The sequence below is a fragment of the Dactylosporangium salmoneum genome (genome assembly GCF_039532525.1).
In the GTDB taxonomy this organism is placed as follows: Bacteria; Actinomycetota; Actinomycetes; order Mycobacteriales; family Micromonosporaceae; genus Dactylosporangium; species Dactylosporangium salmoneum.
This window is the reverse complement of record NZ_BAAARV010000075.1, coordinates 77,143-97,098: the sequence shown is the minus strand read 5'-3', so window position 1 is coordinate 97,098 and position 19,956 is coordinate 77,143. Positions and strand designations below refer to the sequence as shown.

General features: G+C 74.4%; 20 protein-coding genes and 1 pseudogene. 6 read left to right on the top strand and 15 right to left on the bottom strand.

Annotated elements, in window-relative coordinates:
* Both ABD352_RS38910 and ABD352_RS38905 read right to left on the bottom strand, forming a co-directional pair.
* On the bottom strand, positions 1–222 hold a 222-nt coding region (locus ABD352_RS38910; RefSeq protein ID WP_425553843.1), incomplete at its 3' end, for a hypothetical protein.
* Positions 219–530, bottom strand: coding sequence for a hypothetical protein (locus ABD352_RS38905; protein ID WP_344617642.1), 312 nt, complete (start codon positions 528–530; stop codon positions 219–221). The genes ABD352_RS38905 and ABD352_RS38910, both read right to left, overlap by 4 nt.
* 109 nt (positions 531–639) lie before the next feature.
* Between ABD352_RS38905 and ABD352_RS38900 the strand changes: the two genes are divergently transcribed.
* Positions 640–1,851 (top strand): sugar efflux transporter, encoded by a 1,212-nt coding sequence (locus ABD352_RS38900; protein WP_344617581.1) that lies wholly within the window; start codon positions 640–642, stop codon positions 1,849–1,851.
* Positions 1,852–1,908: 57 nt separating this feature from the next.
* Here ABD352_RS38900 and ABD352_RS38895 read toward each other — a convergent pair whose 3' ends face one another.
* Positions 1,909–3,168, bottom strand: coding sequence for an alpha/beta hydrolase (locus tag ABD352_RS38895; RefSeq protein ID WP_344617580.1), 1,260 nt, complete (start codon positions 3,166–3,168; stop codon positions 1,909–1,911).
* A 113-nt stretch (positions 3,169–3,281) separates the two neighbouring features.
* Here ABD352_RS38895 and ABD352_RS38890 point away from each other — a divergent pair, with 113 nt between their 5' ends.
* Positions 3,282–3,908, top strand: coding sequence for a class I SAM-dependent methyltransferase (locus ABD352_RS38890; protein ID WP_344617579.1), 627 nt, complete (start codon positions 3,282–3,284; stop codon positions 3,906–3,908).
* Between the two features lie 9 nt (positions 3,909–3,917).
* Here the strand turns inward: ABD352_RS38890 and ABD352_RS38885 are convergent, their stop codons facing one another.
* From ABD352_RS38885 to ABD352_RS38875, 3 genes are read right to left on the bottom strand one after another with little or no spacing between them, the layout of a single operon-like run.
* A complete protein-coding gene (locus tag ABD352_RS38885) occupies positions 3,918–4,559 on the bottom strand; it encodes a rhomboid family intramembrane serine protease (RefSeq protein WP_344617578.1) in 642 nt (213 codons plus the stop codon).
* Between the two features lie 33 nt (positions 4,560–4,592).
* Positions 4,593–5,591, bottom strand: coding sequence for a hypothetical protein (locus ABD352_RS38880; RefSeq protein ID WP_344617577.1), 999 nt, complete (start codon positions 5,589–5,591; stop codon positions 4,593–4,595).
* On the bottom strand, positions 5,588–6,079 hold the full coding sequence (locus ABD352_RS38875) for a SigE family RNA polymerase sigma factor (RefSeq protein WP_344617576.1): 492 nt from the start codon (positions 6,077–6,079) through the stop codon (positions 5,588–5,590). Before ABD352_RS38875 ends, ABD352_RS38880 begins: the two co-directional genes overlap by 4 nt.
* Positions 6,080–6,135: 56 nt before the next feature.
* On the opposite strand from ABD352_RS38875, the gene ABD352_RS38870 reads away from it, so the two are divergent.
* Positions 6,136–6,351 carry a TFIIB-type zinc ribbon-containing protein gene (locus ABD352_RS38870; protein WP_344617575.1) on the top strand — a complete coding sequence of 72 codons (216 nt, stop codon included), beginning with the start codon at positions 6,136–6,138 and terminating at the stop codon, positions 6,349–6,351.
* 269 nt (positions 6,352–6,620) lie between these two features.
* On the opposite strand, the gene ABD352_RS38865 is transcribed toward ABD352_RS38870, so the two are convergent.
* From ABD352_RS38865 to ABD352_RS57850, 5 genes and pseudogenes are all read right to left on the bottom strand, one after another.
* Positions 6,621–6,830: a hypothetical protein gene (locus tag ABD352_RS38865; protein ID WP_344617574.1), complete on the bottom strand. Its 210-nt coding sequence runs from the start codon at positions 6,828–6,830 to the stop codon at positions 6,621–6,623.
* Positions 6,827–8,416 (bottom strand): 2-isopropylmalate synthase, encoded by a 1,590-nt coding sequence (locus tag ABD352_RS38860; protein WP_425553842.1) that lies wholly within the window; start codon positions 8,414–8,416, stop codon positions 6,827–6,829. Before ABD352_RS38860 ends, ABD352_RS38865 begins: the two co-directional genes overlap by 4 nt.
* A 174-nt stretch (positions 8,417–8,590) precedes the next feature.
* A complete protein-coding gene (locus tag ABD352_RS38855) occupies positions 8,591–9,298 on the bottom strand; it encodes an SDR family NAD(P)-dependent oxidoreductase (RefSeq protein WP_344617573.1) in 708 nt (235 codons plus the stop codon).
* An 11-nt stretch (positions 9,299–9,309) separates the two neighbouring features.
* Positions 9,310–10,512, bottom strand: a complete 1,203-nt coding sequence (locus ABD352_RS38850; RefSeq protein ID WP_344617572.1) for an MFS transporter — start codon at positions 10,510–10,512, stop codon at positions 9,310–9,312.
* 37 nt (positions 10,513–10,549) lie between these two features.
* A pseudogene (locus ABD352_RS57850) lies at positions 10,550–10,729 on the bottom strand (hypothetical protein); the annotation flags it as partial.
* Positions 10,730–11,092: 363 nt separating this feature from the next.
* Between ABD352_RS57850 and ABD352_RS38845 the strand changes: the two are divergent.
* Positions 11,093–14,155 carry an ExeM/NucH family extracellular endonuclease gene (locus ABD352_RS38845; RefSeq protein WP_344617571.1) on the top strand — a complete coding sequence of 1,021 codons (3,063 nt, stop codon included), beginning with the start codon at positions 11,093–11,095 and terminating at the stop codon, positions 14,153–14,155.
* A gap of 43 nt (positions 14,156–14,198) precedes the next feature.
* Here ABD352_RS38845 and ABD352_RS38840 read toward each other — a convergent pair whose 3' ends face one another.
* Positions 14,199–15,245, bottom strand: coding sequence for an alanine racemase (locus ABD352_RS38840; RefSeq protein WP_344617570.1), 1,047 nt, complete (start codon positions 15,243–15,245; stop codon positions 14,199–14,201).
* Between the two features lie 124 nt (positions 15,246–15,369).
* Between ABD352_RS38840 and ABD352_RS38835 the strand changes: the two genes are divergently transcribed.
* A complete protein-coding gene (locus ABD352_RS38835) occupies positions 15,370–16,836 on the top strand; it encodes a M1 family metallopeptidase (RefSeq protein WP_344617569.1) in 1,467 nt (488 codons plus the stop codon).
* A gap of 33 nt (positions 16,837–16,869) precedes the next feature.
* Here ABD352_RS38835 and ABD352_RS38830 read toward each other — a convergent pair whose 3' ends face one another.
* The 3 genes from ABD352_RS38830 to ABD352_RS38820 form a co-directional block, all read right to left on the bottom strand.
* The gene (locus ABD352_RS38830; protein ID WP_344617568.1) at positions 16,870–17,340 is read right to left on the bottom strand and encodes a hypothetical protein; all 471 of its coding nucleotides are present in this window, start codon (positions 17,338–17,340) and stop codon (positions 16,870–16,872) included.
* Positions 17,341–17,457: 117 nt separating this feature from the next.
* Positions 17,458–18,606 (bottom strand): sensor histidine kinase, encoded by a 1,149-nt coding sequence (locus ABD352_RS38825; protein ID WP_344617567.1) that lies wholly within the window; start codon positions 18,604–18,606, stop codon positions 17,458–17,460.
* The gene (locus tag ABD352_RS38820; RefSeq protein WP_344617566.1) at positions 18,603–19,253 is read right to left on the bottom strand and encodes a response regulator transcription factor; all 651 of its coding nucleotides are present in this window, start codon (positions 19,251–19,253) and stop codon (positions 18,603–18,605) included. Before ABD352_RS38820 ends, ABD352_RS38825 begins: the two co-directional genes overlap by 4 nt.
* Positions 19,254–19,351: 98 nt before the next feature.
* Between ABD352_RS38820 and ABD352_RS38815 the strand changes: the two genes are divergently transcribed.
* On the top strand, positions 19,352–19,858 hold the full coding sequence (locus tag ABD352_RS38815) for a hypothetical protein (protein ID WP_344617565.1): 507 nt from the start codon (positions 19,352–19,354) through the stop codon (positions 19,856–19,858).
* Positions 19,859–19,956: the final 98 nt, after the last annotated feature.

Below are 19,956 nucleotides of genomic sequence, written 5' to 3'. Positions count from 1 at the left end.
CGGGGCCGGGGGGCGGGCGGCGCGGCGGCGGTGCAGCCACCACATGCCCAGCGCCCCGGCGGCCAGGCCCGCCGCCACCGCCACCGGGGTCCGCTGCAGGATCGCGGCGCCGGCCGTGGTGAGCACGCCGGCCGCGATGAGCGGCGGCAGGGCGCAGCAGGCGGCGCAGGCGAGCGCGGCGAGCAGGCCGCTGACGCGGGAGCGGAGCGGGACGCCGGTCATCGCGCGCGGCCCACGAGGGAGGCGAGCACGCCGGCGTACGCGGCGGGGACCTCGACGTCGAGGAGCAGTCCCGCCGGCCGCGGCGTGACGGTGAAGGTGAAGAACGAGCAGCACCGCGTCTCACGGGCGGCCAGGTCGCGGACCGTGGCCTCGAGGCCGTCCGGGCCGGCCAGCCGCAGCCGGGCGTGGGTCGGGCTCAGCGTCTCGACCTCGCGGACGGCGGTGCGGAACAGGGCGTCGAACTCGGCCAGCCGCAGCGGCCGGTCGGCGGTCGGAAGCGTGCACGTTTCAGGTACCTGGAATGCCATCACCGGCTCAAGGTAAGGCTGTACCCGGGTACCGGATGCAACTCCGGCCTCGCTGGGACGAGACGCACAGCCGACTGTATCGGTACAGGTTTACCGGTACAGTACGCCCATGACCTTGACCGCCGTCGCCCCGGCCCGTCCCCGCAGCATCAGCCGGGCCCTGATCCCGCTCGGGCTGGTGTTCCTCGCCGTCGGGCTCTCGACGGCGCTGGTCCTGCCGTTCCTGTCGCTGTTCCTGAGCACCGAGGTCCACGCCGGGCCGGTGAAGGTCACCGTGTTCCTGGTCGCGGCGCCACTGGCCGGCGTGCTGTCGTCGTCGCTGGTCGGGCGGCTGTCCGACCGGTGGCCGATCCGGCGGTGGATCCTGTGCGGCGCCGCCCTCGCCGGGGTGGCCGGCACCGCGTTGACCGCGGTCGTGCGGGACTACTGGGTCCTGCTCGGCCTGGCCGTGACCGCCACGGCGCTGGCCAACGCGCTGTTCCCGCAGACGTTCGCCTACGCCCGGCAGGTGCTCGAGCGGGACAGCCCGGGCCGGTCCGCCATCGGCATCAGCGCGATGCGCACGGTGTTCTCCCTGGCCTGGGTGGCCGGCCCGCCGATCGGCGCGTTCGTGCTGGACTTCGGCGGATTCCGGCTGGTGTACGGCCTGGCCGCGGTGATGTACGCGCTGGCCGCACTGATCGCGGCGCTGGGGCTGGAGAACGTCGCCGCACCGGCGCCCGCCGCCGTCGAACCCGACGCCGGCCCGGCCGCCCCGCCCGCGCCCGCGACCCGGGGTGTGCTGCGGCTCACCGCGCTCGCGTTCGTGCTGCTGCAGGTCCCGATGACCCTCGCGGTGCAGGCCCTGCCGCTGTTCGTGGACCGGAACCTGCACCGGTCCGCCTCCGACGCCGGCGTCATCCTCGGCCTGTGCGCCGCCCTGGAGATCCCGATCATGCTCGGGCTCGGCGCGCTCACCACCCGCTTCCGGCTGCGCACCCTGGTGCTGGCCGGCGGCGCGTGCGGGGTCGCGTACTACGCCGCCGCGCTGGTCACGCCCAACATCTGGGTGCTCGGCGTCGCGCAGGTGGCCAACGCGCTGTTCATCGCCGCGGTCTCCGGCGTCGGCATCTCCTACATGCAGGACCTGCTGCCCGGCGAGCCCGGGCGGGCCACGACGATGTTCACCAACACCTTCCCGATCGGGGCGGTGGTGGCCGGCCCGCTGCTGGGGGTGGCCGCGCAGATCGGGTACCGCTCGGCGTACGGCATGGCCACCGCCCTGTGCGGGGCCGGGCTGCTGCTGCTGATCCTGGCCCACCCGGCCGGCCGGCGCCGATGACCGCACGGGCCGGGTCGGCCGCGGCGAGCCTGGCCGCCGCGCTGCGCGGGGCGGAGCTCAGTCCGCCTGCGGGCTGAACAGCCAGTAGCCGCGGCCGGCGGCGTTGGTGCGCCCGCGCATCCCGAACCGCTCACCCGGCGGGAGGCCGTGGCGGATGAGCGAGAAGACGTCGGACAGCACCCGGGTGCGGTCGCCGTAGTACGAGTGCCCCAGCAGCCCGGTGTCCAGCTCGGACGCGTCGACCGTGTCCACCCCGTCGACGACCAGGATGCCCGCCCCGGCCTGCCCGGCCCGCGGCGCGTCCACGAGCCCCTTCGAGGCCCACAGCGCCCGGTCGTTGTCCGAGGCGTACAGCGTGCAGCGCGCCGCCAGCCCGGCGAACGCGGCCGCGAGCTGCTCGAACACGCCCGCGTCGACGTCCGGCGCGGCGAACACGACCTGCCCTACCGGTGTCATCGGGTCCGGGCCCAGCGCGGCGAGGCCGTCGGTGAGGACCCGGTTGCCCATGCTGTGCGCCAGCGTATGCACCCGCGCCGCCCCGAGCCCGTCGAGCACCAGCCGCAGGAACCGCATGAAGTGGCCGTGGGTCCACATCGAGTTGTTCTGGTCGACGAGGTACGCCGCCGTCTGCGCCCGCGACGGCCAGCTGTAGAGCATCGGCACCCCGGCGAAGTTCAGGTCGTAGGCGAGCTGGGCGGCCCGCCGCGCCGCGTCGGCGAACCCGACGTTGTAGCCGTGCACGAACAGCAGCACGTCGCCGCCGTCCGTGGCCGCCTTGGCCCGGGCGGCGAAGCCGAGGTCGTCGAGCTCCTCCAGGCCGAGCAGCACCACGTGCTTGTCCGGGTTCTGCCGGAACTCCAGCCGCCACAGCCGGGGCTTCTCCAGCGCGCCCATCCGGTGGTCGTCAGGGATGCTGACCCGGGCGACGCCGAAGGTGAGCTCGCCCCGCTCGCCGCCGTACCGCTCGCCGGGCTCGGTCTTGCCCGTCGGCGCCCGGTCGGTGGCGTAATAGACGGGGATCTCGACGTACCGCTCGTGCTCGACCGCCCCCGGGATCGTGCTCTCCAGCCCGCGCCCGAGCTCCGCCTCGACGAGCCGGTCGGAGACCTCCCGCAGCCGGGCCAGCGCGGCCGGCCTGGTCGCGAAGGCGTCCAGCACGCCCTGCCGGGCCGCGGGCTCCGCCGCCGTGTCCTCCCGCCGGGCCCGGTCGAGCTCCCGCAGGGCGACCAGCGCGGCGTCGGCGAACCCGTCGGGCTCGTCCGGCAGCTCGGGCCAGAGCAGGGCGACGGCATCGACCATGAGCCTTGTGGCGTCCATGCCCGCGATTCTGGCATCCGCCTTGCCCTGCCGGATGGGCCGGGCTTTGTGCCGTTGAAGCCGTGACGAGGCCTTGCCCTGCCGGATGGGCCGGGCTTTGTACCGTTGAAGCCGTGACGAGTACGAACGACGAGACCGCCAAGGTCCTTCGCGTCTGGGACAAGCAGGCAGCGGCGTACGACAGGCAGATCGCGCTTTTCGAACGGATCCAGTTCGGCGGGGGCCGGGAGTGGCTGGGTGCGCGGGCCCGCGGCCGGGTGCTCGAGGTCGCCGTCGGCACCGGGCTCAACCTGCCGCACTATCCCGACGGTGTCACCGTGAGCGGCATCGAGCTGAGCCCGCGGATGCTGGCCATCGCCCGCGAGCGCGCCGCCGGCCTCGGCCTCGACGCCGATCTGCGCCAGGGTGATGCCGAGGCGTTGCCGTACGAGGACGGCACCTTCGACACCGTGGTCTGCGCCCTGGCGCTGTGCACGATCCCGCGACCGGCCACCGCGCTCGCCGAGATGCGCCGGGTGCTGGTGCCCGGTGGACGGCTGCTGCTGCTCGACCACATCGGCAGCTCGTGGCCGCCCCTCTACGCCGCGCAGTGGCTGGTGGAGCGGCTCACCATCCGCGCCGCCGGGGAGCACTTCACCCGCCGCCAGCTGCCGCTGGTCCGGGCGGCCGGCTTCGAGATCGTCGAGGCGTCGCGGCACAAGGCCGGCACCGTGGAACGCATCCACGCCCGCAAGCCCTGAGCCCTGCCATCATCCTGGGAAGGCGAGCGCCCTTCTCCGCTGCCTGATCGCGAGGGCCGCGCCGGCCGCCGCGCCGACCAGGGCCGCGCCGCCGTGGATGTCGCCGAGGACGAGCAGGGCGAGCGCGGCGGCGAGGCTCACGGCGGCCGGCCCGCGGCTGCGCGGCCCCGCGCCGAGCACGACCGCCCCCGCCGCGAGCGACGCGCCGAGCCCGAAGTCGACGAGCGAGGTGCCCGCGCCGACCGGCTGCACCACGAGCCCCCACAGGCCGCCCAGCACCTGCACGACGAGCGCGACCCCGAGCCACCGGCCCGTCCCCCAGAGCCGCTCGGCGAACGTGCCCAGCACGGCCAGCGCGACCAGGTTGAAGATTGTCCCGGACCACCCGCCGTCCTGCACGACGACCGACGTCACCAGCCGCCAGACCTCCCCGCCCGCGATGGCCGCCCGGTCCCGCCGCAGCGCCTCGAACAGCCCCGGCGCGACCGTGAGCTGCAGCAGCGAGCACACCGCGACGACCGCGAACGTCGCCATGGTCGCCACCGGCGGGCGCCGCGCCACTCCGGGCTCCCGCACTCCGCGCAGCGAGGCACCGGCGATGCCGGCGGTCACGAGCAACACGATGTAGAGGACGGTCAGCAGGATATCCACGCGACCATGGTGGACCACCGGCGCCGGTTTCCGTCATGACGGCTGCAGGCCGCCGCCGACCAGGAGCACGTCCGGCAGGCCGTACGTGCCCTGCGCCCGGATGGTCACGTACGGGTCCGGGACGCGGATGTACGCCGTCAGGTGCTGGGTGCTCGCCGAGGTGTCGAGCTCCTCGTAGGGCCAGCCGTTGGCCAGCGTCGGCGGGCGACCGGCGTAGCGGCCCGGGCTGATGCCGTAGGCGAAGACGCCGCTGGCCATCGAGACGGTGATCGTGCCGCCGGGGCCGCGGATGACGTACTCCCCGACGCCGGCGTCGGGCACGACGGAGCAGCCCGTGATCTGGGCGCCGGCGGGCAGGACGGTGGGGTGCAGGCGTGGGGTGCACGGATGGCCCCGGTCGAGGCTCACCGTGCCGGCGAACGCGAGGGTCTTGTCCGCGGCCACCGGGCCGCGCACGGACAGTTCGGCGCGGACGCCGCCGATCGGCTGCCAGGTGACGCGCGTGGTGCCATTGCCGGTCGCGACGAGGGCCGGCTGCCCGCCGACGGTCGCGGGCGCGGTGTGCGGCGGCTGCGGCGCCTCCGGCGGACCGGTGGGGTTCGGGGCGGGTGAGTAGGTCTGCGGCGCGAGGGTCAGCTCGAGGAAGAACTCCTCGTTTTTGCTGACGTTGCCCCACATCGACAGCCGCTCGGCGCCGTCCTGCACCGCCCAGGTGACGGCCATCCCGCGGTACGGGAACTGGCCCACGTCGAAGTGGACCATCTGCGGGTCGGCGCCGATCGCGGACGCGGCGGGGCTGGCGATCGGGACGGCCGGCGGGGCGGGCGGGGCGTACCCGCCGAGCAGCAGGCGCGGCACGAGCATGGCCACCAGCGCGCCCACCGCCACCACGGCGCTCGCCGCGACGGCGACCCGGCGTCCGCGGCGGCGGCGGTACGCCGGGCCGATCCGCGCCAGCAGCGCCTCGGCGTCGGTTCCGGCCTCCGCGCGGGCCCGCAGCGTGCCGCGCAGGGCCTTGAGGTCCGTGGTCATCGGTGCAGCTCCTCGAGGTCGTGCAGCTCGACGCGCATCGCGGCGAGCGCGCGCATGGCGTGGGTGCGGACGGTGGCCCGCGAGCAGCCGAGGATCTGGCTGATGCGGTCGTCGTCCAGGTCTTCGTAGTAGCGCAGCGCGATCACCGCCCGCTGCCGGCGCGGCAGGGCCCGGACCCGCTGCCAAATGTCGAGCCGCTCGGCGGTCGGCGGCCCGTGATCGTCCGCGCCGGGCCACGCGTCGGCGTCGAGCTCCGCGGGCATCTCCCGGCTGGAGCGCCGCCGCCACCAGGAGGCGTTGACGTTGACGAGGACGCGCCGCACGTACAGGTCCGGCTGGTCGGTGCGCAGGATCCTCGCCCACCGCGGGTACACCCGCACGAGCGTGTCCTGGACGAGATCGTCGGCCCGGTGGACATCGTCAACGAGCAGCCGCGCGAGCCGCAGCAGCCCCGGCCCCCGGGCGAGCACGTACTCCTCGAACGTCACGCCCTACTGACTACCGGAGCTCGCCGATCTGTTGACACGCTGGATACGGTCGGCCGGTGACGCAGACCAGGCGGTACCGCTACGTCGGCCCGGCCGAGCTGCGCGACCTGCCGGCCACGGTGGACGCCGTCGCCGTCGACGCGCCCGGCGCGCTCGCCAAGGTCGTCTTCCGTCGCTGCCCCGCCTGCGGCGAGCGCAACGTCGTGCGGGACGGCGACTTCACCTGCGCACTCTGCGACGGCGACCTGCCGGCGCGGTGGAACTTCGCGTAGGCGCCCGGGCCGCTCACGGGTCGATGCCGGCGGCACGAGGTGCACGTCAGCCACAGCACGGCGAGGCCCCTGGTCTGCCAGGCGGCGAGCACGGCCGGGTCGCACGGCGCCGGGGCGGCGGCCTGGGACGCGGGCGGCTTGGGCGGCGTGCCCGACGAGGAGCACGCCGCCAGCAAGCCCGCGACGCTCAGGGCCAGGAGCCGGCGGGGGAGCTTCGAGGGGGCACGGTCGACCATGATGGCCTACCGTCAGCGCTCCCGCTGCCCCGCTCAGTCGCGCAGGGCCTCCGTCATGTCGGCGGCGTCCGCCTCGTCCAGTGACTCGCCGTCGGTGACGATGAGCAGCCACGGGTTCGGGCAGGGGCCGTCGTGGTCCGGGTCGGGGCACAGCGCGGCGCGGATCCGCTCGGCGATGGCGTCCTTCTCCGCCTCGGTGGCCAGCGTGTACACGCTCAGCCGCCACAGCCCGGGGGTGGTCATCGCGCGCCTCCCCGCGCCGCCGCGGCGGCCACCGCCGCGGTCAGGGCTGCGTCCGGGTCGGCGGCGATGCCGGCGCCCCAGGACTGCCGGTCCGGGCCCTGGCAGAGGGCGTAGGCGGCGACCATGCCGGGGCGGCCCTCGACGGCGTGGTGCTCTGCGTGCAGTACCGCCGCGTCGGAAGCCGGACCGTCGCGCATGAACTCGGCGCGGAAGAGCCGCCACAGCTCGTCGGCGGTGACCTCGCCGCCGGCGGCCGCGGCCTCGCTGGCCCGCTGGGCGAGCGCGCCGACCTCGGCCTGCAGCCCGCGCGGTAACCGCAGGCCGTGGCCGGTGCGCAGCAGGTAGGCGGCGCCGCCCTTGCCGGACTGGCTGTTGACCCGGATCACCGCCTCGTAGGAGCGGCCGAGGTCGGCGGGGTCGATCGGCAGGTACGGCACGTCCCACGCCTCCTCCTGCGGCCGGGCCATGCCCTTGGCGATGGCGTCCTGGTGGGTGCCGGAGAAGGCGGTGTACACCAGATCGCCCGCGTACGGGTGGCGCGGCGGCACCGGCATGCGGTTGTACTGCTCGACGGTCCGGCGGATCTCGTCGATGTCGGAGAAGTCCAGCATCGGGTCGACGCCCTGGGTGTAGAGGTTCAGCGCGAGGGTGACCAGGTCGACGTTGCCGGTGCGCTCGCCGTTGCCGAACAGGCAGCCCTCGACCCGCTGCGCCCCGGCCAGCAGGGCGAGCTCGGCGCAGGCGACCCCGGTGCCGCGGTCGTTGTGCGGGTGGACGGACAGGATCACGTCGTCGCGGCGGTCGAGGTGGCGGTCCATCCATTCGATCTGGTCGGCGTACACGTTGGGCGTGGCGACCTCGACCGTGGCCGGCAGGTTGTGGATGACCGGCCGGTCGGGCCGCGCGTCCCAGACCTCGGTGACGGCGTTGCAGACGTCCAGCACGTACTCCGGCTCGGTCAGGTTGAACACCTCGGGACTGAACTCGAAGCGGGTCCGGGTGCGGGGCAGCCGGTCGGTGTGGTGCAGCACCCGCCCGGCCGCGCCGACGATGAGCCGCCGCAGCCCGTCGCGGTCCTGGCGCAGGACGACGTCGCGCCAGGTGGGCGCGGTCGCGGTGTACATGTGCACGACGGCCCGATCGAGCCCGTCGATCGCCTCGGCGGTGCGGGCGATGAGGTCGTCGCGGGCGGCGGTGAACACCACGACGGTGACGTCGTCGGGGACGAGGTCCTCCTTGACGAGCAGCCGCACGAAGTCGAAGTCCAGCGTGCTGGCCGAGGGGTAGCCGACCTCGATCTCCTTGAAGCCCATGGCCACCATGAGCCGGAAGCCGCGCAGCTTCCGCTCGGTGTCCATCGGCTCGGCCAGCGCCTGGTTGCCGTCGCGCAGGTCGACGGGGACCCACAGCGGCGCCTTGGTCAGCCGCCGCCGAGGCCATTGACGATCCTGCAACGGTACGTCGACCCGCCGGTGCGCGGGCTTGTAGCGCCCGAACGGCATGGCGCTGCCGCGCTGGGGATTCCACTGTGGAGCGTCGGCGGGCACGGGCCCCGCCGGGGTGACGATGGTGGGATGAGGACGCATTCGGTCGGCTCCTTGCCGGTCGATGGGAAAGTCGACCGGCGCAGCACGATCAGCCCCCACGGCGGGGAGCCGGTCGATTCAGGCCCCGCCGTGGCGGCTGAGGAGCAGCGCCACGAACTGCGTCACGGCGGCAACGTACCACAGGCATCGGCCGGGGCGCACAGGGTTGTACACCTACCTGGGCGCGCGGCCGAAGCGCAGCTGCGCGGCCGGGACGGCGGACAGCAGCCGGGCGGCGGCGGAGATGCGGCGCGGGTATGACACCGTGGCCGGCCGGGTGCGCAGGGCCCGCATGAGCACGTCCACGGCCCGCTCGACGGTGACGAGCCCGGGCTTGACCGGCGCCTTGGCCATCTTGGTGTCCACGAACCCGAACCGCACCGTGGTCACGTGCACCCCGTGCGGGCGCAGCGCCAGCGCGAGGCCCCGCAGGTACGTGGTCATGCCGGCCTTCGACGCCGCGTACGCGGGCGCCTGCGGCGAGGCGGCGGCGTCGGCGAGGCTGGACAGGCCGACGAGGTGCCCGCGGCGGGCGGCGGCCATCCCGGGCACCACGGCCTCGACCGTGCGGGCCAGGCCCATGAGGTTGACCTCCAGGGTGCGGGTCTGCGCCGCGAGGTCCTCGAGGTCGAGGAACTCGCCGATGCCGGCCGCGTACACGCACAGGTCGACGCCGGGCCGGGCCGCCTCGGCCAGCGCGGCCGGGAACCCGGGGCCGGTGACGTCGGCGATCGCGTGGGTGTACCGCTCGTCGCGGACCTCGCTGCCGCGGCGGGACACGCCGGCCACCGCCCAGCCGCCGGCCAGCAGCCGGCGGGTCAGCGCGAGCCCGATGCCGTCGCTGTTGCCGACCACCAGGGCCCGCCGGGGGTCGTCTGCCATGGCCCGGCACGCTACCACCCGGCCGGTCCGGAGGTCCGGGGGCGCGGGGCCAGGGCCACCAGGGCCAGCAGCGGCACCAGGGCGGCCATGGTGGCGGCCAGCCCGAACAGGTCGGCGGCCCAGCCGATCAGGGCCGGGCCGAGCAGGATGCCGGTGTACGTGAACGTGGTCAGCCGCGACACGGTCAGCGCGGCCGGGGCGCCGGGCAGCTTGCCGGCGGCGCTGAAGGTCAGCGGGACGAGCACCGACGCGCCCAGGCCGGCCAGCGCGAACCCGGCCACGGCGACGGGCGGGCGGGGGACCAGCACGGCGACCGCGAAGCCCGCGGCGGCGACCGCCGCGCCGAGGCGGAACAGCCGGGTGTCGCCCCAGCGGACGCTCAGGCGGTCGCCGGCGAGCCGGCCGAGCGTCTGGCCGCCGGTGTAGGCGGTGATGGCGGCCGCGGCCAGGCTCAGCGTGGCGTGGCGGGCGTCGTGCAGGAAGATGCCGCCCCAGCCCAGCGCGCCGCCCTCGCAGATCATCACGGCGGTGACGGTCAGGCCGAGCAGTAGCAGGGCGCGGCTCCGCCCGGCCCGCGGGCCCGGTGCCTCGGCGGGCCCGTCCGCGCCGTCCGCGGGCTCGGCGCGGCCGGTGTCGGGCAGGCGTGGGCCGAGGACCAGGCCGGCGGCCAGCAGCAGGGCGCCGGCGGTGACGAGGTGGGCGGCGAGGGAGACGCCGGCGTGGGCCAGGGCGGCGGTGGACAGCGACGCGACGACCGCGCTGACGCTCCAGGCCGCGTGGCAGCCGTTGAGGATCGGGCGTCCGGCCGCCCGCTCGACGGCGACGGCGCTGGCGTTCATCGCCGCGTCGGTGGTGCCGTGGACCGCGCCGAGCACGGTCGCGCCGGCGGCGAACCACCACGGGCCGGGGGCGACGGCGAGGCCGGCCAGCAGCGGCGGCATGACGGCAAGGCTGGTCCGCAGCACCGCCCGGGCGCCGACCCGGGCCACCAGCCGCCCCACGAACTGCATGGCCGCGAGCGCCGCCAGGGCGAACAGCAGGCCGGTCAGCCCGAACCGGCCGTCGGTGAAATTGTGGGCGCTCTTGAACGAGGGCGCCCGCACGATGTACGTCGACAGGGTCAGGCCGTTGAGGAGGAACACGGCGGTGACGGGCCACCGGCCCGGCACGCGGCGCGCGGTGGGCCGGTCGGCCAGCTGCACGTTGACGGTCATACCCCCACGACGATCGGCAACCGCCGGATCGGACGGGTCAGCCCGCCGGATGCGTCGGCCGGCCGGCGACCTCGCGCAGGTCCTCCGACGCGGCGGTCAGGGCGGCGGCCAGGCGCGTCGGGTGCTCGCGCAGCGACTCCGGGCCGGCGGTCTCGGCCGTCTCCTGCGTCTCGGCGCACAGGCCGGCGAGCGCGTCCGCGCCGAGGTTGGCGGCGGCGCCCTTGAGGCGTGGGCGTGACCGGGCTCGTGCCCCGGTCGCCGGCGTCGATGGCGGCGGTCAGGGTGCGGGCCCGTCACGCCACCTCGGAGCCCTCTCGGAGGTCGGGGCTGGGTGGGGAGGTAGGGCCGTAATGCAATGACTTTGATCGAATCGAGCGCCATCGGCGAATGATCCGACTCGTCGCAGCGAAACAGGTGAACGTGTCTTAGGGTGTCACACGCCGTTCAGCCTTCGTCCGCCCACCGGCAGGAGCCGAGGCGTGCGGCGCCCGTAGGTTACCGGAGCCATTTCGTGACCATCTGGAGGTCCGGATCTATGTCCAGCGCGCTCGTCCGGCGGGGTTTCCTCGTCCTGTTATCCGTGTCCACGGTCGGTGCCGCCCTGCCGTTCCTGGCCGGGCCGGCCGCCGCCAACCCGGCCGGCACCGGCCTGGTCATCAGTGAGGCGTACGTCAACGGCGGCTCGTCGGGGGCCAGCTTCCTCAACAAGTTCATCGAGCTGTACAACCCGACGTCGAGCCCCATCTCGCTGAGCGGGGACACGCTGCAGTACCGCGCGCCCACCAGCACGGTCGTGCCCAGCGGCCAGCAGGTGTTCGCGCTGTCCGGGACGGTGGCCGCGCACGGGCACTTCCTCATCCAGCTGCCCAGCAACGGCGCCACCACCAACCCGGGCGCCCCGCTGCCGACGGCCGACCTCAACACCGGCACGAGCGTCAACCCGGGCGCGGGCGGCGGCACGCTGTACATCACGGCCAGCCCCGCCGGCGTGCTGCCGAGCGACGCGACCGTCATCGACCGGATCGGCTGGGGCACGAGCAACGCCCCGGAGGGCACCGCGGCCAGCGGCAACTCGCTCGTGCTGAGCTACCAGCGCGACGCGGCCGGCGTGGACACCGACAACAACGCCGCCGACTTCAGCACCGCCACGCCGACGCCGCAGAACGCCGCGTCCGACGGCGGCACCGTCGCCGTGACGGTGACGAACCCCGGCACCCAGAACGCCGTCACCGGTGCCGCGATCGCGCCGCTCAGCCTCTCGGCGGCGGGGGGCACCGGGCCGTACACCTGGAGCGCGACCGGCCTGCCCGCGGGCCTGTCGGCCTCCTCCGAAGGGGTCGTGACCGGCACGCCGACCGCGGCCGGCACATCGTCGGTGACCGTCACCGCCACCGACTCGACCGGCGCCACCGGCTCGGCGACCTTCGCCTACAACGTCACCGCGCCGACGACGGTCCTGCCGATCGCGGCGATCCAGGGCACCAACACCGACACGTCGCCGCAGGCCGGCAAGGGTGTCACCACCGAGGGCGTGGTGACCGCCGTCTACGCCACCGGCGGGTTCAGCGGCTTCTTCCTGCAGACCGGCGGCACGGGCGGCACCCCGGCCGAGGACGCCACCCCGGGCGCCTCCGACGCCGTGTTCGTCTTCGGCGCCACGTCGGCCGGTCAGGTCACCGTCGGCGACAGCGTGCGGGTCACCGGTACCGTCGCGGAGTACCAGGGCGAAACCGAGATCACCTTCCCGTCGGTGACCAAGCTCGCCACCCCGCTGCCGGCGGTCAAGCCGGCCGTCATCCCGTGGTCCGAGCTCACCACCGACGCCCAGAAGGAGGCGCACGAGGGCGAGCTGATCGCGCCGCAGGGCACCTTCACCGTGTCGGACAACTACGACACCAACTGGTACGGCTCGTTCACCCTGGCCGCCGGTGACGCGCCGCTGCGCCAGCCCACCGACGCCGGGAAGGCCGGCAGCCCCGAGGCCCAGGCCGTCGTGGCCGACAACGCCGCCCGCATGATCACCCTCGACGACGGCGCGAGCGTCAACTACAGCGGCGCCGCCAACACCGGCACGCCGCTGCCCTGGCTCTCGCCGTCCAACCCGGTGCGCGTCGGGTCGAAGGTCACCTTCCACCAGCCGGTGATCCTCGAGTACCGCTTCTCGCTCTGGAACTTCCAGCCGACCCACCAGGTCGTCGACGACGGCGCCGCGGTCGCCACCTTCAGCGACACCCGCACCGGCAACCAGCAGCCGGCCAACGTCGGCGGGACCGTCCGCCTGGCCACCTTCAACGTCCAGAACTACTTCCCGCTGACCGGCGAGGCGTACGTCGCCAAGGGCCTCGGCACCTGCGTCTACTACGACGACCGGGCGGGCAACCACATCGCCAACAAGACCTGCACCGGCCCGAACAAGGAGGCCGGCCCGCGCGGCGCCGCCAACGACGCCAGCTTCCAGCGGCAGCAGGCGAAGATCGTCACCGGTATCAACCGGCTCGGCGCCAGCGTCGTGTCGCTGGAGGAGGTCGAGAACTCGGCCAAGTTCGGCGAGGACCGCGACGCCGCGCTGGCCGGCCTCGTCGCCGCGCTCAACGCCGCGGCCGGCGCGAACGTGTGGGCGTACGTGCCGTCCCCGTCCGCTGACAAGCGGCCGGCGCTGGCCGACGAGGACGTGATCCGCACCGCGTTCATCTACAAGCCGGCCGAGGTCGCGCTCGTGGGCTCCTCGGTGATCCTCACCAGCGCCTCCGGCCCCGGCCAGTCCTTCTCGATCGCCCGCGAGCCCCTCGCGCAGGGCTTCAAGAAGGTGGGCGCCACCGACGCCGACGCGTTCCTGGTCGTGGCCAACCACTGGAAGTCCAAGGGCAGCGGCGAGGCGCTCTACCCGGGCGACGCCGAGGACACCTCGTCCCCAGCCGTCGACCAGGGCTCCTTCAACGCGACCCGGGTCCACGAGGCCCAGGACACCACGGCGTTCGCCGGCCAGGCGGCCGCGGCCATCGGCACCAACCGCATCTTCCTGGCCGGGGACTTCAACTCCTACACCCAGGAGGACCCGATGCAGGTCCTCTACGGTGCCGGGTACACCGACCTGGGCTCCGCGCTGGACCCGGGCGAGACGACGTACGGCTACAACGGCCTGCAGGGCTCGCTCGACCACGTCCTGGCCAACGCGGCCGCCCGCGCCTTCGTCACCGGCGCGGACGTGTGGGAGATCAACGCCCAGGAGGCGATCGCCTTCGGCTACAGCCGCTACAACTACAACGTCACCGTGCTGTTCGACGGCACCGACCCGTTCTCCGCGTCGGACCACGACCCGGTCGTGGTCGGCCTGAACCCGCCGGTGAGCCCGGCCTTCCCGGCCTGGGACAAGTCGAAGGTCTACAACTCCGGCGACAAGGTCACCTACAACAGCAAGACGTACCTCGCCTCGTGGTGGACCCAGAACCAGACGCCGGGCGACCCGTACGGCCCGTGGCAGGAGATCGCGACCGGCCCGGACGGCACCGCCCTGTGGACGGCGTCGCGCATCTTCAACGCCGGTGACGTGGTCCTCTACCAGGGCAAGAAGTACGTCGCCCAGTGGTGGACCCGCAACCAGGCCCCCGGCGACCAGTACGGTCCCTGGAAGCCCGTCGCGTAACCGTGTTCAGGGGCCGCCCTCCGGGTTCCGGGGGGCGGCCCTTTCATGCGTTGGCGCCCCGCGCCGCGACCCTCCAGCGGTCGATCTCGAGGCCGTTGCGTACGACGACGAGCTCGTCGGCCAGGTTGACCGCCGCGCAGAGGTGGTTCGGCGCGACCCGCACGATCTCGCCGCGGGCCGGCCTCGGGGCGCCCGGCGGGAACACGACCGTGGCGTGGTGCTCGGACAGGGCGGTGACGCGGGCGCCCGGATGGTCGGGGAGCCGCCCGCCGCCGGTCACCCAGGCGGGCTGGTCGGCGCCGAGGACCTTGCTGCCGGCGTCGAGGATCAGGTGGTCCCCGGCGACGCTGACCACGGTCGCGGCGACGGTCAGGGCGACGTCCCCCCAGCCGCAGGTGCCGAGCTCGACCTGCTGGGCGTCGTTGAGCGCGTACACGCCGGGGCGGATCTCGTTCAACGCGCCACTGTCCGATGTGGACGCCGTCGGGGTCGAGCCGCCGCTGCGGACGCCCGGCTCGATGCCCGCGGCGCGCATCGCCTCGGCGGCGGTCCGCATCGCGGCGGCCTCGTCGGCGGCGGCCCGCGCCTGACGCCCGGGCCCGTAGCCGTGGCCGGGAAAGGTGAAGACGCCCGCCACCGTCAGGCCCAGCCGCGCCGCGGCGGCGGCCAGTTCGCCGGCCCCGGCCGGGTGCACGCCGCTGCGGTGGTGCCCGCTGTCGATCTCGACCACGACCTCGGCTCCGGTGCCGGCCAGCAGCGCCGCCGCCTCGGCCGAGTCGACGCCGACGCGGACCGTGGCCCGCTCGGCGAGCGCCCGCAGGCGGGCCGCGCGGGCCGGAGTGGCCCACACGGGGTAGGCGATGAACAGGTCGGCGCAGCCGCCGCCGGCGAACACCTCGGCCTCGCCGACGGTGGCCACGGTCAGCCCGGGAGCCCCGAGCTCGAGCTGGCGGCGGGCGATCTCGACGCATTTGTGCGCCTTGGCGTGCGGCCGCAGCGCGAGGCCGCTCGCCGCGGCGGCGTCCGCGGCGTCGCTGAGGTTGCGATCCAGCACCTCGACGTCGACCGTCAGGTACGGCGTGCTCTCCATCCGGCGATCATGTCATGCCCTCTTCGTCGCCGGCCCGTCACACAACGTCACCGTCCGGTGCGGCGTTCGCCACCCTCGGGCTCGCCGGGCACCGCGCCGCGGCCCGATGTCGTAGCTTCCTCACGTGCATCGTCGCTGGCTCGTCCCGATCACCGTCTGTGCCGTCCTGTTCGCCGGCGCGTGCACCGGCGACTCGCCCAAGCCCGCCGCGAGCGGGTCCGCCCCCAGCGTTGCGCCGAGCGCCGCCCCGGACGGGCCCGGCTACGGGCAGTGGTCGGCCGGCAAGTCGACGCCGGTGGCGGACCCGGTGTACCCCGGCTACGGCAACCCGGCCGTCGACGTGCTGCACTACGGCCTCGACCTGGCCTGGGCGCCCGAGACGAAGACGCTGACCGGCATGGCCACGATCCAGCTGCGGGCCGCGGAGCCGCTCACCGAGATCAAGCTCGACTTCTCCAAGGCCTACGCGATCGACGGGGTCCAGCTCAACGGGGCGGCGGCCACCGGCAGGGTCGACGGGACCAAGCTGACCGTGGCCGGGTCCGTGGCCAAGGACGCCGACGCCGAGCTGGTGGTGAAGTACCACGGCACGCCGGCCACGGTGCCGATGCCGTCGCACCGCAACGACGTCGAGCCGCTCGGCCTGACCGTCACCGCCGACGGTGGGCTGTGGACGATGCAGGAGCCCTACGGGGCGTCGACCTGGTATCCGGCCAACGACCAGCCGTCGGACAAGGCGCTGTACGACATCGCGGTCACCGTGCCCGCGGGCTGGTCGGCGATCGCGGGCGGCACGCCGAAGGGCCACGAGGGCAACACGTTCACCTACAGCGCCACGGTGCCGGTGGCGAGCTACCTGACCACGCTGGCCGTGGGCAAGTACCAGCAGGAGACGGCGGCCGGGCCGCGCGGCACCCCGATCACGCTGTGGTACCGCGCGGGGGCCGACGACAAGGCGCTGCCGTACCTGCGCAAGTCGCCGCAGTACCTCGCCTGGCTGGAGCAGCGCTTCGGCCCCTACCCGTTCGACAGCGCCGGCGTGCTCATGGTCCCGTCCGCCTCGGGCATGGAGACCCAGCAGATGATCACCATGGGCCTGCCCGACTACGGCAGCGACGCCGACTTCAAGACCGGCTTCGACGCCGACCTGCTGCACGAGTACGCCCACCAGTGGTTCGGCGACGCGGTCTCCCCGACGAACTGGAACGACCTCTGGCTCAACGAGGGCTGGGCGGAGTACAGCCAGTTCCTCTACACCAACGAGCGCGACAAGGTCACCGCGCAGCAGTGGGAGTCCTGGGCCCGCGGCGCCGACGCCCGCCTGCGCAAGCAGCTCGGCCCGCCCGGCAAGCCGCGCGCCGACAGCTTCGCCGAGTCCAACGTGTACATCTGCCCGGCCCTGATGCTGCACCAGATCCACAAGCAGATCGGCGACGCCGCGTTCTTCTCCCTGGGCGCCGACTGGGCCAAGGCCAACCGCGGCACCGCCCAGGACCGCGCCTCCTTCATCGCCTTCGTCAACCAGCACACGGGCAAGGACTTCACCGCCCTGATCAACACCTGGCTCGACTCGCCCACGACCCCGAAGTGAGCCGGCGGGCCGGGCGCCGCGCTCGTCCGGCCGCTACGTGATCCGAAAGAGGCGGTCAGCGGGGTCCACGACGGCGGCCAGCACCGCGCCGGGCACGAGGGCCGGGTCATCGGCGCGGATCGTGTCCGCCTCGAACGTGGCGAACCCGGGCCCGCTGATGCGCAGGTGGAGATCCAGCCCCGGATCCTCTCCGCCCAGATGGTTCGCCACCGCGAGAATCTCCGCCGTCGCGGCGACACTGGCGGCGGACAGCCGGTGCGCGTCGCGGCGCGAGCGGGTAACCAGCCGCAAGCCCCAGACGCCGAATCCGGCACCGACGATCGTCATCAGGACGTCACCGGCGAGCAGGCCCCAGAAGTCTGCGCGCGAGCGCAGCGGGTCCATCGTCACGGTGCCGGCGAGCAGGACCGGTCCGGGCAGGCAGATGGCCAGGAACACCAGCCGGCACAGCAGCGCGCCGATCGGACCGAGGCGCACTTCCGCTTCCCGGGGGGTACTCGTCACCCCCCCCGCACCATAGTGCAGCGCCCAACGTGACCGGCCGGCCGCGGCTACGCGGGACCGCCGGCCCGCGGCAGGCTGACGGTGACGGATCGTTTGCGGGCGCGCCGCCGGCCGCGGCTACCCGGGACCGCCGGCCCGCGGCAGGCTGACGGTGACGGACAGGCCGCCCTCGTCGAGGGGGACGGCCGTCACGGTGCCGGCGTGGGCGCGCACGATCGAGCGGACGATGGCCAGGCCCAGGCCCGTCGAGCGCGGTCCGGCGGCGCGGTCCCTCGCCAGGCGCTGGAACGGCTCGAACAGGCGGTCGACCTCGGCGGCCGGGACCGGGTCGCCACTGTTGTCCACGGTGATGACGCAGCCGTGGTCCGTGGCGCCGGTGGTCACGCGCAGCCAGCCGGCCGGGCGGTTGTGGCGGATCGCGTTGTCCACCAGGTTGCGCACCAGGCGGTCGAGCAGCACGGGGTCGCCGTGGACCGGGGCCGGGCGCAGGTCCGTGGTGACGGTCAGGCCGGCCCGTTCGGCCTCGGGGTCGGCCTCCCCGAGGGCGCCGGCGGCGGCCACGGCCAGGTCGCACGGCTCGGCGGTGAGGGCGCCGCTGTCGCTGCGGGCCAGGGCGAGCAGGCCGTCGAGCAGCCGCTCGGCCCGGGCGGTCGCGGTGAGCACGCGGTCGGCCATGGCCCGCCACTCCGCGGGCGCGTCGTGGCGCTTGGCGAGCTGCACCTCGGCGCCGGTGCGCACGATCGACAACGGGGTGCGCAGCTCGTGGGCGGCGTCGGCGACGAAGCGGCGCTGGCTGTTGAAGGAGGCCTCCAGCCGGCCGACCATCGCGTCGAACGTGTCGGCCAGCTCCTTGAGCTCGTCGGGCGGCCCGGTCAGCGCGACCCGTTCGGCGAGCCGGTCCTGCGAGATCCGGCGGGTGGCGGCGGTGAGGGTCCGCAGGGGCCGGAGCATCCGGCCGGTGACCAGCCAGCACACCGCCAGGCCGGCGACGGCGGCGATGACCAGGGCGAGGGCCGAGGTGCCGGCCGAGTGCAGCAGGACGTCGGCGCGCAGGTGCCGGATCTCGGCCTGCTCGGCCCAGTAGGCCGAGAGCTTCTCGTTGGGGGCGTCGTCCCCTGGGCGCATGTCGGCCGGGATCGGGCCTTTGACGTTCGTGTAGAGGCTGCGGTACAGCAGCGCGTCGTTGAGCGCGAGCAGGGCGGCGCTGGTCGCCACGAGCACGACCGCGTAGACGAGGGTGAGGCGCACCCGGATCGAGGCCTTCACAGCCGGTACCCCGCGCCGACGACGGTCTCGATCAGCGGGGGATCGCCGAGCTTGCGGCGCAGCCTGGCGAGCGTCACCCGGACCGTCGCGGTGAACGGGTCCGCGTGCTCGTCCCAGGCGCGCTCGAGGAGGTCCTCGGCGCTGACCACGGCGCCGTCGGCGGCCATCAGGATCTCCAGCACCGACATCTCCTTCGTGGTCAGCGGGATGATCCGCCCGCCGCGGGTGACGACGCGCCGGGCGGTGTCGAAGGCCAGGTCCAGGCGCTGGAGCACCCGGGGCGCGTTGTTGGCCCGCCGGGCGAGCGCGCGGATGCGCAGCACCAGCTCGTCGAAGACGAACGGCTTGGGCAGGTAGTCGTCGGCGCCGAGCAGCAGCCCGGCCACCCGGTCGGCCGCCTCACCGGCCGCGGTGAGCATGAGGATCCGCGCGTCGGCGCCGCCCGCGGCCAGCGCCGTGCACACCTGGTCGCCGTGCACGAGCGGCAGGTCGCGGTCGAGCACCACCACGTCGTAGCGGTTCGTGCCGGCCTTGTGCAGCCCGTCGAGCCCGTCGGCGGCGAGGTCGACGGCCATGCCCCGGTCCCGCAGCCCCTCAGCGACCTGCTCGGCGAGCAGCGTCTCGTCCTCGATCAGCAGTATCCGCACCGTCGCATCCTCCCCGGCAAGTCTGGCCGTGCGGGCATTACACCGGCGTTACAGGCGCTGTGATGCCCCCGTTGCGGGCCGGCTGCTCGACTGGGGCCATGCGAACGAGAACGAGACTGCTGACCGGCTGCCTCATGGTGCTGCTCGCGGGAGCGTCCGCCTGCGGGGGCCCGACCGGCGGCAACGGCGCCGCACCGGCGGCCACCGCCTCGCTGCACGGCATCGACCTCGCGCGGCGCCACGCCCAGTGCATGCGCGAGCACGGGGTGCCGGAGGAGGACCCGAAGGAGAACCCCGACGGCAGCATCGAGCACCAGCGCTACGACAAGGACGCGGTCGACCAGGCGACGCTGGGCGCGGCGATCGAGGCGTGCCGGCCCTACGAGCCGGTGCTGCAGGGCCCCGGCGCCGACGAGAAGATCGGCATCCTGCGCGACTACGCCAAGTGCATGCGGGAGCGCGGGGTGGAGGACTTCCCCGACCCCGATGCCAACGGCCGCATCCAGCTCCCCGAGGAGCAGACGGACCCCGACTACGACACCGCGAAGGCGTACTGCGATGCCCACACCACGACGCGCAGCCCGAGCGCGGCGGCGAAGCGGTGAGCGCACGACGCTCGGGCCGCCGAAGGCGGGGCCTCGTCGCGGGGGCGGTCGGCGCGGGCGTGTTCGCGGTGGGCGCCGCGACCGCCGCGGCGGCCAGG

Bases quoted from the DNA above. Each gene is read 5' to 3' on its own strand.
- ABD352_RS38865 (WP_344617574.1), bottom strand. From the start codon at position 6,830: ATGACCACCCCCGGGCTGTGGCGGCTGAGCGTGTACACGCTGGCCACC.
- ABD352_RS38855 (WP_344617573.1), bottom strand. From the start codon at position 9,298: ATGGCAGACGACCCCCGGCGGGCCCTGGTGGTCGGCAACAGCGACGGC.
- ABD352_RS38840 (WP_344617570.1), bottom strand. From the start codon at position 15,245: ATGGAGAGCACGCCGTACCTGACGGTCGACGTCGAGGTGCTGGATCGC.
- ABD352_RS38860 (WP_425553842.1), bottom strand. From the start codon at position 8,416: ATGCGTCCTCATCCCACCATCGTCACCCCGGCGGGGCCCGTGCCCGCC.
- ABD352_RS38850 (WP_344617572.1), bottom strand. From the start codon at position 10,512: ATGACCGTCAACGTGCAGCTGGCCGACCGGCCCACCGCGCGCCGCGTG.
- ABD352_RS38815 (WP_344617565.1), top strand. From the start codon at position 19,352: ATGCGAACGAGAACGAGACTGCTGACCGGCTGCCTCATGGTGCTGCTC.
- ABD352_RS38895 (WP_344617580.1), bottom strand. From the start codon at position 3,168: ATGGACGCCACAAGGCTCATGGTCGATGCCGTCGCCCTGCTCTGGCCC.
- ABD352_RS38880 (WP_344617577.1), bottom strand. From the start codon at position 5,591: ATGACCACGGACCTCAAGGCCCTGCGCGGCACGCTGCGGGCCCGCGCG.
- ABD352_RS38905 (WP_344617642.1), bottom strand. From the start codon at position 530: ATGGCATTCCAGGTACCTGAAACGTGCACGCTTCCGACCGCCGACCGG.
- ABD352_RS38900 (WP_344617581.1), top strand. From the start codon at position 640: ATGACCTTGACCGCCGTCGCCCCGGCCCGTCCCCGCAGCATCAGCCGG.